The sequence below is a fragment of the Streptomyces jeddahensis genome (assembly GCF_001642995.1).
Lineage (GTDB): Bacteria > Actinomycetota > Actinomycetes > Streptomycetales > Streptomycetaceae > Streptomyces > Streptomyces jeddahensis.
Genome location: NZ_LOHS01000011.1, coordinates 18,356 through 30,758, shown reverse-complemented (window position 1 = coordinate 30,758; position 12,403 = coordinate 18,356). Strand labels below are relative to the sequence as shown.

Genomic DNA, 12,403 nt, shown 5'->3' with positions numbered 1-12,403 from the left:
CCGTGTGGGGGGTGGGTGGCTGGGGGGTTTCTGCGGTCATGGGCCCACTGTGGCACTGGTGTCGGGGGCTGGGTGGTCATCAGATCGAAACGCGGGAGGGGTGTTGCTGATGGGGTGGTTGCGACAGACTTCTACGCGCGTTGTGTCATCGCGCGTAGATCCTGACTGCTGAGTGAAACAAGGAGATGAAATGCCGTTCGACAGAAGGTCGTTCCTGGGCCGGTCCGCCGCCACGGGCGCGGGTGTCGCACTCGCGGGTGCGGGCGCGGTTCCCGCCTCCGCCGCCACGGCCGGGTCCGGGGGGTTCGCTGGCGGACGGGTGCCGAAGCGGTACGCGTTCACGGTGATGGGCACGACCGATCTGCACGGCAACGTCTTCAACTGGGACTACTTCACGGACCAGGAGTTCGACGACAAGGCCCACAACGATGTGGGTCTGGCGAAGATCTCCACGCTGGTGGAGCAGGTCCGCAGGGAGAAGGGCCGGCGGAACACGCTGCTGATTGACGCGGGCGACACGATCCAGGGCACGCAGCTGTCGTATTACTACGCCAAGGTCGATCCGATCACGGCGGAGAACGGTCCGGTGCATCCGATGGCGCAGGCGATGAACGCGATCGGGTATGACGCGGCGGCGCTGGGCAATCACGAGTTCAATTACGGCATACCGGTGCTGCGGAAGTTCCAGGAGCAGTGCCGTTTTCCGCTGCTGGGTGCGAACGCGCTGGACGCGAAGACGCTGAAGCCGGCTTTCCCGCCGTATGTGATCAAGAGGCTGCGGACTCCGTACGGCCGTGATGTGCGGGTGGCGATCCTGGGTCTCACCAACCCGGGGATCGCGATCTGGGACAAGGCGAACGTGCAGGGCAAGATGACGTTCCCGGGTCTGGAGGAGCAGGCGGCGAAGTGGGTGCCGAAGCTGCGGTCGATGGGTGCGGACGTGGTGATCGTGTCGGCGCATTCGGGTTCGTCGGGTACGTCGTCGTACGGGGATCAGCTGCCGTACATCGAGAATGCGGCGGGTCTGGTGGCGGAGCAGGTGCCGGGGATCGACGCGATTCTGGTGGGGCATGCGCACACGGAGATCCCCGAGTATTTCGTGGCGAACAAGGAGACCGGCAGGCAGGTGGTGCTGTCGGAGCCGTTGAAGTGGGGGCAGCGGCTGACGTTGTTCGACTTTGAGCTGGTGTGGGAGAAGGGCCGCTGGGCGGTGGAGTCCGTGGGTGCGCAGGTCCTCAATTCCAACACGGTGGATGAGGACCCGGAGATCACGAAGATTCTGCGGGACGAGCACGAGCAGGTCGTGGCGTACGTCAATCAGGTGATCGGGACGAATGCGGCGGAGATGACGTCGGTGGAGGCTCCGTACCGGGATGTGCCGATCATCGATCTGATCAATCACATTCAGGCGGCGACGGTGAGGGACGCGCTGGCGGGTACGGAGTACGCGTCGCTGCCGGTGCTGTCGCAGGCGGCGTGCTTCTCGCGGAGCGCGGTGATTCCGGCGGGCGAGGTGACGATCCGGGATGTTGCGGGTCTGTATGTCTTCGAGAACACGCTGGAGGCGCGGCTGATGACGGGTGCGCAGATCAGGGCGTATCTGGAGTTCTCGGCGAATTATTTCGTCCAGACGGCTGCGGGCGCGGAGGTCGATCCGGCGAAGCTGACGAATGCGAACGGTACGCCGGACTACAACTATGACGTGGTGAGCGGTCTGGCGTATGAGATCGACATCGCGAAGCCTGCGGGGTCGCGGGTGACGGATGTGCGGTTCGAGGGTGCGCCGCTGGCCGATGACGCGCAGTTCGTGCTGGCGGTGAACAATTACCGGGCGAATGGCGGCGGCAATTTCCCGTTTGTCGCCGCCGCCAAGCTGCTGTGGTCGAATTCGGACGAGATCCGTAACACGATGATCGCGTGGGTGAAGGAGAAGGGGTCCATCGATCAGGCGGAGTTCGCGTCGGTGGACTGGAAGCTGACGCGGGACGGGGTGCCCGTCTTCTGAGTTGTCCCCGGGGACTCCCCGGGAAGCCTGCTGCTGGGTGCGGCCTGTGGTGACACGGTCCGCACCCGGCGGTCGGCTGTGGTTCTACTTGAGCCAGGCCTCGACCTTGTCGGGGTTCGCTTCGACCCATTTCTTCGCCGCCGCGTCGGGTGACATCTTGTCCGACGCTATGTACTTGGCCACGATGTTCTGGTCGTCATTGGTCCAGGTGAAGTTCTTCACCAGGTCGTAGGCGGGGCTGCCGGACTTCGCGAATCTGCTACTGACGATCTTGTCGAGGTTGAATACGGGGTAGTCGCAGGCGACTTTCGCCGGGTCGGCGTCGCAGCCTGCCGTGTGCTTGGGTAGTTCCACGTTGACGAGCGGGACCTCGGAGAGGAACCACTGTGGCTCGTAGAAGTAGCCGATGACCCATTTCTTGTTCTGCTCGGCGTCGCGGAATGTCTGGATGAGTGCGGTCTCGCTGCCCGCGTACACCACCCTGAAGTCCAGCTTCAGGTTCTTCACGAGCGCTTCATCGTTGGTCTGGTACGACGGGTCGCCGTCGAGGAGCTGGCCTTTGCCGCCGGACTCGGAGGTCTTGAACTTGGCGGCGTACTTGTTGAGGTTCTTCCAGTTGGTGATGTCCGGGTACTTCTTCGCCAGCCACGGTGGCACGTACCAGCCGATGATGCCTTTGTTGCCGGTCTGGCCGGCCTCGACGGCGGTCTTCTGCTGGGTGATGTACTTCTTTTTCAGATCGTCGTGTCCCCAGTTCTCCAGGATGGCGTCGATCTCGCCCGTCTCGAAGCCCTGCCAGGCGATCTCTGCCTTCAGGTCCTTCTTCTTGACTGTGCAGCCGAGTTCGTGTTCCGCGACGTATGCGACGACGGCTGCGTTCGCTTCGTAACCCACCCAGGGATTGACCGCCAGGTTGAAGGTTCCGCACGTGCCGGAGCTGCTCTTGTTCGCGGGGCTGTCGCCGATCTTCGCGCCGCCGCAGGCGGTCAGGGTGAGGCCGAGGGCCGCCGCGCCGGCTGTGCCGGCGAGCCATTGTCTTGCCATGGTGTCGTGCTCCTCGTGGTCACTGGGCGCCCATGACACGCCGGTGCAGTCCGCCGTCGAACTCGGGCGGCTGAGTGGTTTCGACGTCCAGGTCGATGTGGACTGAATGGACTGTGCCGGTGAATTCGTTGTCGATGGCTGGGTAGTCGTCGGTGACCGGTGTGCCGAGGTCCACTCCGACGTTCAGCGTCTCGTCGAACGAGAAGTAGTACGGGATGGTGTGCTCGATCCGTCCGGTTGCGTGTTTCTCGCCGTCGACCATGAGCACGGCGGTGCCGCCTTTGCCGAGTCCCCCGCCGTCGTAGTCGAACTCGATCCGGACCTCGTGCCGTCCAGGAGGCAGGGGGTCGCCACCGCTCACGGTGTAGAGGCTGAGCCCGAAGTAGTTGTAGACGTATGCGGGCTTTCCGTCGGTGACGTAGAGGGACCAGCCGCCGAATCGGCCGCCCTGTGCGATGAGGACGCCTTCGGCTGCTGTTTCCGGTACGTCGATGTCGGCGGTGATGCTGTGTGAGCGGTTTTTGATGTTGAGTGTGGTCTCCTCAGTGAAACGCCGCATTCCGCCTCGGTAGGTGACGGATGTCCGGTCGCCGAGCAGGTCGATGCGTCCGGCCATGGCGGGGTTCTCCCGTTCCGTGACGCGGTCGTCGAGGGGGAAGACCTGGTATTTCGCCGCTTCGATCAGGAACAGGTCCTGCAGCTGGCGCACTTTCTCGGGGTGCTGTGCGGCGAGGTCGTGCGCCTGACTCCAGTCGTTGTCGAGATCGTAGAGTTCCCAGATGTCGTCGGCGAACCTGCGGCCCTGCGTCGGCACCATCTCCCATGGGATACCGTGCCGTGTGACGGCCATCCAGCCCTCGTGGTAGATGCCGCGGTTGCCGCACATTTCGAAGTACTGCGTGCGGTGGCGCTCGGGCGCGTTCGGATCGGTGAGCGTCTGCCGCATGCTCGTCCCTTCGATGGGCTGCTGCGGCACGCCGTCGACGCTGTACGGCGCCGGGATCCCCACGCAGTCGAGGATGGTCGGGAGCACGTCGATCACGTGGGAGAACTGGTGGCGGATTCCGCCGCGGTCGGGGATCCCCCGGGGCCAGTGCAGGATCATGCCGTCCCGGGTGCCGCCGAAGTGTGAGGCCACCTGTTTGGTCCACTGGTAGGGGGTGTTCATCGCCAGCGCCCATCCCGCTGGGGCGATGGGGTAGCTGTGCGGGCCGCCGATCTCGTCGATGTGCTCGATCATCTCGTCCGGGTCGTCCACCAGGCCGTGCCCGAGTCGGTGCTCGACGATCGTCCCCTCGATGCCGCCTTCGCCGGAGGCGCCGTTGTCGCCGAGGATGTAGAGGAAGAGGGTGTTGTCCAGCTCGCCGAGTTCCTCCAGTGCGTCGGTGAACCTGCCGACCTGCACGTCGGCGTGTTCGGTGAATCCGGCGAACGTCTCCATGAACCTGGCGGCCAGGCGGCGCTGGTTGTCGGTGAGTTCATCCCAGTGGGGGACGCCTTCCGCCCAGGGTGCGAGCTGTGCGTCTGTGGGCACGACTCCGAGGTGCTTCTGGCGTTGCAGGGTCAGTTCGCGCTGGTGGTCCCAGCCGTGGTCGAAGCGTCCCCGGTATTTCTCGCGCCATTCCCGGCCGACGTGCAGGGGTGCGTGCGCGGCACCGAGCGCGAGGTAGGTGAAGAACGGCCGGTCCGGGGTCAGTGTGCGCTGCGTACGGACCCAGTCGATGGCGTGGTCGACGAGGTCCTCGGAAAGGTGGTAGCCGTCCTCGGGCCGGCGGTCGGGTTCGATGGGGGTGGTGCCGTGGTACAGCAGCGGATACCAGTGGTTCATTTCGGCCCCCATGAACCCGTAGAAGGTGTCGAATCCTTCTCCGGTCGGCCAGCGGTCGAACGGCCCGACCGCACTGATCTCGCGCGGTGGGGTCTGATGCCATTTGCCGAAGGCGGCCGTGCTGTAACCGTTTCCCTGCAGGATCTGGGCCATGGTGGCTGCGCTGCGCGGCCGGAATCCGTTGTACCCGGGGGCTGCGGTGGTCATCTCGGTGGTGCCGCCCATTCCGACCGAGTGATGGTTGCGTCCGGTCAGCAGGGACTGGCGGGTCGGTGAGCACAGTGCTGTGACATGAAAGCGGGTGTAGCGCAGTCCGTTGTCGGCGAGTCGTTCCGCGGTCGGCATGTGGCACGGCCCGCCGAATGAGCTGGAGGTGCCGAAGCCGAGGTCGTCGAACAGCACGATCACCACGTTCGGTGCGTTCTGAGGCGGAGGGACGGGACCGATGGGGGTGAAGGCGGTGTCCTGGTCGTGGACGTCCATCGCGGTGGCCAGGGGGCTGCGGGTGTCCGGCCGTGGGAGTATGTGCCGTCCGGCGTCGAACTCCGTCATGTATTTCTCCGATGCGATGCCCTGCGGGGAAATGTCATACGCTCTTCTCCTGGCCGAATTGCCGGCGTAATACAACTGGACTTCAGCGGCCGGGAAACCCGCTGCCCGCGGTGCGGTAAAAATGTCAGTCATCGCCGACACCGGTCAACAAGATGCCTTGAATCGACCTGAACCGGTTTTGAATGAAGGCGGTAGAAAACTTCTATACCCGCAGGGGGCGTCAGTCCCCTGGGAGTGCGGCCGCCAGGTCCACGAACGCCTGGGCGGCGGGGGACAGCGGGCCCGATCGCCAGACCAGCCGGCCGTGGCGCAGCAGCCGCGGACGGTTGGACAGCATCCGGGCCCCGCGCAGTGCGGCGTCCCGGGCCATGGAGGCGGGCAGCAGTGAGGCGCCGACGCCGGAGAGGACGAGCGGCACGATCATCGCGCGGTGGGCGGTCTCCACCACGATCCTCGGCGGGACGCCCAGCGCGGTGCACACGTCGTCCAGCGCCGCACGGGTTTCGGTGCCCGGTGGTGTCACTATCAGGTCAAGCAGCGCCAGTTCACGCGAGGTGATGGTGTCGCCCGGCGGATGCGGGTGGTCCGGCGGCAGCACGACGTGCATCTCCTGCTCGGGCAGGTCGATCCCGCGGAGGTCCGCCGTGGGAACCGAGGCGTCCACCAGGCCGAGTTCGCACTGACCGGCCGCGACCATGTGCGCCACGGCAGGGCCCTGCTCCGGGTCGACCACGCGCACGGAGACCTTGGGATGCGCGCGATGGAAGCGCCCCAGCATGCCGGCGAGCGGGTCGACCGAAAGAGTCGTCTGGGAGACGATGTCGAGCCGGCCGCCGCTGAGTCCGAGGACTTCACGGACCAGGGAACGGGCCGTGGAGAGGTCGCGCAGGACCTGCCGCGCCGGCTGGACCAGTGCCTCGCCCGCCGCGGTGAGCGCGACGCCGTGTGGGAGGCGGTGAAAGAGTTTTCCGCCGAATTCGCGCTCCAGGGCACGGATCGCATGGGACAGCGAGGGCTGTGCGACGTGGAGCGCGGTGGCCGCAGCCGTGAATCCGCCGTGCTCGACCACGGCGATGAAGTACTCCAGCTGGCGTCGTTCCATCAGCGCTCCACGATGTCGGGCAACGCTATCACCGCCCCTCTCGGCGGAGTCCCGGTCTCGAGAGGCAGCGCACGCCCGTGATCACTCGTGCTGAGGCGCGAGAACGGTCGGCCCGGGCCGATCGGGCGCGGGCTGCTCGGGCAGGCCGAAGGTGGTGAAAGCGGTCCGGCTCGGTAGCGGGTACGACTTCTTGCCGGTGACGGCGTTGAGGATGGTGGCGCTGCGCCAGGCGGCGAGTCCGAGGTCGGGGGCGCCGACGCCGTGGGTGTGGCGTTCGGCGTTCTGGACGTAGATGGTGCAGCCGGTCGCGGTGATGGTGGGGTCGAGGTCCATGCGGTACTGCTCGTCGATGCGGGGGCGGCCGGCGGTGTCGCGGCGGATGTGGGGGGCGAGGCCGGCGAGGAGCTGGTCGAGGGGGCGTTCGCGGTAGCCGGTGGCGAGGACGACGGCGTCGGTGGTGAGGCGGGAGCGGGTGCCCTGCTGGGGGTGTTCCAGTTCGAGTTCGATGCGGCCCTGCCCGGTGCGGGTCGCGGCGCGGACGCCGACGCCGGGGGTGAGCACGGTGTCGGGCCAGCCGCCGTGGAGGGTGCGCTGGTAGAGCTCGTCGTGGATGGCGGAGATGGTGTCGGCGTCGATGCCTTTGTGGAGTTGCCACTGGCGAGGCACGAGGCGGTCGCGTACGGGCTGGGGCAGGCCGTGGAAGTAGCGGGTGTAGTCGGGTGTGAAGTGTTCGAGCCCGAGCTTGGAGTACTCCATGGGGGCGAAGGCTTCGGTGCGGGCGAGCCAGTGGAGTCGCTCGCGGCCGGCGGGGCGGTGCCGGAGGAGGTCGAGGAAGACTTCGGCGCCGGACTGGCCGGAGCCGACGACGGTGATGTGTCCGGCGCTGCGGATGCGCTCGCGGTGGTGGAGGTAGTCGGCGGAGTGCACGACGGGTACGTCGGGTGCGTCGGCGAGTGCTTGGAGGGGTTCGGGGACGTGGGGTGCGGTGCCGATGCCGAGGACGATGTTCCGGGCGTGGGTGCGGCCGAGGGCTTCGGCTGCTCCGTCGGTGTCGAGCTGGGTGAAGTCGATGGCGAACAGGGAGCGTTCGGGGTCCCAGCGGACGGTGTCGATGTGGTGGCGGAAGTGGAGGCCGGGGAGGTGGTCGCTGACCCAGCGGCAGTAGGCGTCGTATTCGGCGCGTTGGATGTGGAAGCGCTCGGCGAAGTAGAAGGGGAACAGCCGTTCGCGGTGGCGTAGGTAGTTGAGGAAGGACCAGGGGCTGGCGGGGTCGGCGAGGGTGACGAGGTCGGCGAGGAACGGAACCTGGAGGGTGGCGCCGTCGATGAGCAGTCCGGGGTGCCAGTGGAAGGCGGGCCGCTGGTCGTAGAAGGCGGTGTCGAGTTCGGCGAGGGGGTGGGCGAGGGCGGCCAGGGAGAGGTTGAAGGGGCCGATGCCGATGCCGACGAGGTCGCGGGGGGATTGGGGCGGGGTGTGGGCGGGCTCTCGGTGGGTGGCGGGGCCGCGGCGGTGGGCGGACCGGGGGGCCGGACGGTCGGCGTGCCGGACGGCGTCGGGTGGCGTCGGGCTCATCGGGCGGTGTTTCCTTCCACCAGTTTCAGCAGGCCGGCGAGGTCGCCGGGCCGGGTGTGCGGGTTGAGCAGGGTGGCTTTGAGCCAGAGCCGGCCGTCGAGGCGGGCGCGGCCGAGGACGGCGCGGCCTTCGGTGAGCAGGTCTCGTCGTACGCGGGCGAGGGCGGCGTCGTCGGCGCCGGTGGGCCGGAACAGGACGGTGCTGATCGTGGGCGTGGCGTAGAGCTCGAAGCCGGGGTGGGCGTCGATGAGGTCCGCGAACGCGTGGGCGGCCGCGCAGACCTGGTCGACGAGCGCGCCGAGGCCGGTGCGGCCGAGGGCTCTGAGGGTGACGGCGATCTTGAGTATGTCGGCGCGGCGTGTGGTGCGCAGGGAGCGGCCGAGGAGGTCGGGCAGGCCGGCTTCGGTGTCGTCGTCGGCGTTGAGGTAGTCGGCGCGGTGGGCCAGGGCGTCGAGGTTGCGGCGGTCGCGTACCGCGAGGAGGCCGGCGGCGACGGGTTGCCAGCCGAGTTTGTGCAGGTCGAGCGTGACGGAGTGGGCGCGGTCGAGGCCGTCGAGTCTGGTGCGGTGCCGGTCGCTGAAGAGGAGTCCGCCGCCGTATGCGGCGTCGATGTGCAGGCGCGCGCCGTGAGCGTCGCACAGGTCGGCGATGGCGGAGATGGGGTCGATGAGTCCGGCGTCGGTGGTCCCGGCGGTGGCGGCCACGAGGAGGGGGCGGCCGTGCAGCCGGGTGAGGGTGTCCGCGAGGGCGGTGGGGTTCAGGGTTCCGGCGGGTGCGGGCACGGTGACGGGTTCGGGCAGTCCGAGGAGCCAGGCCGCGCGGTGCAGGGAGTGGTGGGCGTTCTCGCCGCACACGAGCTGGACGGTGCCGTGGTGTTCGCGGGCGAGGAGCAGGGCGAGCTGGTTGGACTCGGTGCCGCCCGTGGTGACGACGGCGTCGGCGGTACGGGCCTGTGGGTACACCTCGGCGGCGAGCGCGGTCGTGACGAGGGCCTCGAGTGCGGAGGCGGCGGGGGCCTGGTCCCACGAGTCCAGGGACGGGTTGAGCGCGGAGACGGCGAGGTCGGCGGCCGTGGCGAGCGCGAGGGGCGGGCAGTGGAGGTGTGCTGCGCACAGGGGTTCGGCGGGGTCGGCGGCGCCTTCGGCGAGGAGGTGGACGAGGGTGTGGAGGGCCTCGTCCGGGCTGGTGCCGTGTGGGGGGATGCCGGTGCCGACGGTTTCGCGTACGCGGGCGGCGACGGCTGCCGGGCCGCCTGCCGGGAGGGGGCCGCGGCGGGCGGCGGCTCCGTCGTGGAGGGCGTCGAGGACGGTGGTCAGGAGGGGGCGCAGGGCGGTGGGGCCTTCGGGGCCGCCGGAGAGGGGTGGCCGTGCCGTCCCCTCCTCCTCCGGTGGTGGGGACGGCAGGGCCCGCGGGGGCGGCGGGGTGCTCATGGGGTGTCCTTCGGGTGGGCGTGGTGCGGTGCAGGGGGCACCTGCCTCAACGAGTGGGGCGCCGAAGTGGTACTGGCGTGCCTTCTGTTGTGGCTGAGGCCACCCGCCCCCTCCGGGGTGCGCCTTACGCGCCGGGGGCGCCCGGCGTCGTGGGTTGCGCCCACCCACGCCGGGGCCCTGGCCGTACGCGGCGCACCCGCCGTCGTGGGTTGTGCCCACCCTCCCCCACTGCCTTAAGGGCGTGGGAGGTGCCCCCAGCCCTGCGGAACGATTGCCCACAACGGTCAGACCCGTCAGGCCGACGCGCGTACCCGCAGTGCCCTTGCCAAGTCGTCCAGCTGGTCGGCCAGGCGGCGGCGCAAAGACGGGATCGGGTTGGCGTCGCGTAGGCAGGCCTCGCCGAGGTGGAGGGTGTCGGGGTCGACGGCGTACACGGGGAAGGCGTAGCGGCCGGCGGCGTCGGCGATGGCGGGGCCGCGGCGGGCGGCGACGGCGACCGCGTCGGTGTAGTACCGCGGTACGTACTCCCGTACGAGCGCGGCTTGTTCGGGCTGCCAGAAGCCCTGCGCGGTGGCGGTGAACAGGTAGTTGGAGAGGTGGTCGGCGGCGAACATCTCGTCCCAGGCCTTGCGCTTCATCTCGGGGTCGGGCAGCGCGGCGCGGCAGCGGGCGGCGCCTTCCTGGCCGGTGGCGCTGGGGTCCTGGATGAGTTCGGCCTCGATGACGGCGTCGTCGATGGCGCCGAGGACGGCGAGCCTGCCGAGGATGCGCCAGCGCAGTTCGGGGTCGAGTTCGGGCCCGCCGGGGACGGTGCCTTCGGAGAGCCAGGCGGTGATGGTGTCGGCACGGGTGGCGGTGTCGATGCGGTGGCGCACGGCGGTGAGGCGGAGGCCGGGGTTGTCGCCGTCCTCGGTGCGGCGGATGAGGTCGCGGCAGAGGTCGGTGAGGGTGGTGAGGGCGTCGGGCCGGTCCTCGTCGGCGACGTACCGGCCGGCGATCTGGCTGGTGGCGAAGGCGAGGACGCCCTGCACGATGGCGAGGTCGGTCTCGTGCGGGAGGTGGGTGCGGGCGGCCTTGAGGTAGGCGGCGGGCGGGATTTCGCCGTCGCGGACGGCGTCGCGCAGAGCGTTCCACACGACGGCGCGGGTGAGGGGCTCGGGGATGCCGGAGAGGGCTTCCTGGACGGTGGTGAAGGACCGGTCGTCGAAGCGGATCTTGGCGTAGCTGAGGTCGCCGTCGTTGAGGACGACGAGTGCGGGGCGGCTGCCGATGGGGCGTTCGGTTCCGTTCTGCGGTACGTCGAGTTCGAACCGTTCGCGCAGGGTGAGCCGGCCGTGGTCGGTGAGGTCCTGGTCGTAGAGGCCGACCGCGATGCGGTGGGGGCGGCTGCCGTGGTGGTCGACGGTGAGGGTGTGGCTGCTGTTGTGGCCTGCGGTGCGGGGCACGAGGGTGTCGACGCCGGTGGTGCGCAGCCAGGCGTCGGCCCAGGCGTGCACGTCGCGTTCGGTCGAGTCCGCGAGGGAGTCGATGAAGTCGGCGAGTGTGGCGTTGGCGAACTTGTGGCGGGCGAAGTGGGTGTTGATGCCGGCGAGGAAGTCCTTCTCGCCGAGCCAGGCGACGAGCTGGCGCAGCGCGGAGGCGCCCTTGGCGTAGGAGATGCCGTCGAAGTTGAGGAGTGCGGAGGCGGTGTCCTCGACGGCTTCGGGGGCGACGGGGTGGGTGGAGGGGCGCTGGTCGGCGTCGTAGCCCCAGGCCTTGCGGGCGACGCCGAAGTCCACCCAGGTGTCCGTGAAGCGCGTGGCTTCGGTGAGGGTCTGGTAGCCCATGTACTCGGCGAAGGACTCGTTCAGCCAGATGTCGTCCCACCACCTGAGCGTGACGAGGTCGCCGAACCACATGTGGGCCATCTCGTGGGCGATGACCATGGCGCGGGTCTGCCGTTCGGTGTCGGTGACGGCGGAGCGGTAGACGAACTCGTCGCGGAAGGTGACCAGGCCCGGGTTCTCCATGGCGCCGGCGTTGAACTCGGGAACGAACGCCTGGTCGTAGGAGTCGAAGGGGTAGGGCTCTTCGAACTTCTCGTGGTAGCGGTCGAAGCACGCGCGCGTGATGTCGAGGATCTCGTCGGCGTCGGCGTCGAGGTGGGGGGCGAGGGAGCGGCGGCAGTGGATGCCGAAGGGCAGGCCGCGGTGCTCGGTGCGTACGGAGTGCCAGGGTCCTGCGGCGACGGCGACGAGGTAGGTGGAGATGAGCGGGGTCGGTGCGGCCTTCCAGACGCCGCCTCCGGTGTGCTCGGTGACGCCGTTGGCGAGGACGGTCCAGCCGTCGGGGGCCTTCACCGAGAGCTCGAAGACGGCCTTGAGGTCCGGCTGGTCGAAGGCGGCGAAGACGCGCTGCACGTCGTCCATGAACAGCTGCGTGTACGTGTAGGTCTCGCCGTCGGTGGGGTCGGTGAAGCGGTGCATGCCCTCGCCGGTGTGCGAGTACCGCATCGAGGCGTCGATCACCAGCTCGTGCTCGCCTGCGGTCAGGCCGGTGAGCGGGAGGCGGTTGCCCTCCAGGGTCCCGAGGTCGAGGGGCTGTCCGTCGAGCGTCGCGGAGCGCAGTTCGGCGGGCTTCAGCTCGACGAAGGTGTCCGCGGCTGCGAGGTCCCCACGTACCGCGAACTGGATGGCGGTGAGGGAGTCGAAGGTCTCCTCGCCCCGCGTCAGGTCGAGGTCGATGGTGTATCGCCGGACGTCGAGGAGCTCGGCTCGGGTCTGCGCTTCGGCGCGCGTCAGTACGGACATGGGGGCCATGCTGCCTGATGGGCGGGCCGGGACGACAGGGCGGGCCCGGTGGCGCGGGGATGTGTGAGCCGGGCGCCGGTG

General features: G+C 68.8%; 7 protein-coding genes. 1 reads left to right on the top strand and 6 read right to left on the bottom strand.

The window, feature by feature from the left end; all coding sequences use genetic code 11:
- Nucleotides 1-190: 190 nt before the first annotated feature.
- Nucleotides 191-2,005, top strand: coding sequence for a bifunctional metallophosphatase/5'-nucleotidase (locus STSP_RS00390; RefSeq protein WP_067270441.1), 1,815 nt, complete (start codon nt 191-193; stop codon nt 2,003-2,005).
- 84 nt (nt 2,006-2,089) lie between these two features.
- On the opposite strand, the gene STSP_RS00385 is transcribed toward STSP_RS00390, so the two are convergent.
- From STSP_RS00385 to pepN, 6 genes are all read right to left on the bottom strand, one after another.
- Complete coding sequence (locus STSP_RS00385) at nt 2,090-3,049, bottom strand: ABC transporter substrate-binding protein (RefSeq protein WP_067270435.1); 960 nt, start codon at nt 3,047-3,049, stop codon at nt 2,090-2,092.
- 19 nt (nt 3,050-3,068) lie between these two features.
- Nucleotides 3,069-5,429 (bottom strand): arylsulfatase, encoded by a 2,361-nt coding sequence (locus STSP_RS00380; protein WP_067270433.1) that lies wholly within the window; start codon nt 5,427-5,429, stop codon nt 3,069-3,071.
- Nucleotides 5,430-5,649: 220 nt separating this feature from the next.
- Nucleotides 5,650-6,531 carry a LysR family transcriptional regulator gene (locus STSP_RS00375; RefSeq protein ID WP_067270430.1) on the bottom strand — a complete coding sequence of 294 codons (882 nt, stop codon included), beginning with the start codon at nt 6,529-6,531 and terminating at the stop codon, nt 5,650-5,652.
- Nucleotides 6,532-6,612: 81 nt separating this feature from the next.
- Nucleotides 6,613-8,103, bottom strand: a complete 1,491-nt coding sequence (locus tag STSP_RS00370) for a lysine N(6)-hydroxylase/L-ornithine N(5)-oxygenase family protein (protein ID WP_078066770.1) — start codon at nt 8,101-8,103, stop codon at nt 6,613-6,615.
- Nucleotides 8,100-9,533 (bottom strand): pyridoxal phosphate-dependent decarboxylase family protein, encoded by a 1,434-nt coding sequence (locus tag STSP_RS00365; RefSeq protein ID WP_078066769.1) that lies wholly within the window; start codon nt 9,531-9,533, stop codon nt 8,100-8,102. Before STSP_RS00365 ends, STSP_RS00370 begins: the two co-directional genes overlap by 4 nt.
- Nucleotides 9,534-9,826: 293 nt before the next feature.
- Nucleotides 9,827-12,322 carry an aminopeptidase N gene (pepN, locus tag STSP_RS00360; protein WP_067270427.1) on the bottom strand — a complete coding sequence of 832 codons (2,496 nt, stop codon included), beginning with the start codon at nt 12,320-12,322 and terminating at the stop codon, nt 9,827-9,829.
- Nucleotides 12,323-12,403: the final 81 nt, after the last annotated feature.

Bases quoted from the DNA above. Each gene is read 5' to 3' on its own strand.
- STSP_RS00390 (WP_067270441.1), top strand. From the start codon at position 191: ATGCCGTTCGACAGAAGGTCGTTCCTGGGCCGGTCCGCCGCCACGGGC.
- STSP_RS00385 (WP_067270435.1), bottom strand. From the start codon at position 3,049: ATGGCAAGACAATGGCTCGCCGGCACAGCCGGCGCGGCGGCCCTCGGC.
- STSP_RS00380 (WP_067270433.1), bottom strand. From the start codon at position 5,429: ATGACGGAGTTCGACGCCGGACGGCACATACTCCCACGGCCGGACACC.
- STSP_RS00375 (WP_067270430.1), bottom strand. From the start codon at position 6,531: ATGGAACGACGCCAGCTGGAGTACTTCATCGCCGTGGTCGAGCACGGC.
- STSP_RS00370 (WP_078066770.1), bottom strand. From the start codon at position 8,103: ATGAGCCCGACGCCACCCGACGCCGTCCGGCACGCCGACCGTCCGGCC.
- STSP_RS00365 (WP_078066769.1), bottom strand. From the start codon at position 9,533: ATGAGCACCCCGCCGCCCCCGCGGGCCCTGCCGTCCCCACCACCGGAG.
- pepN (WP_067270427.1), bottom strand. From the start codon at position 12,322: ATGTCCGTACTGACGCGCGCCGAAGCGCAGACCCGAGCCGAGCTCCTC.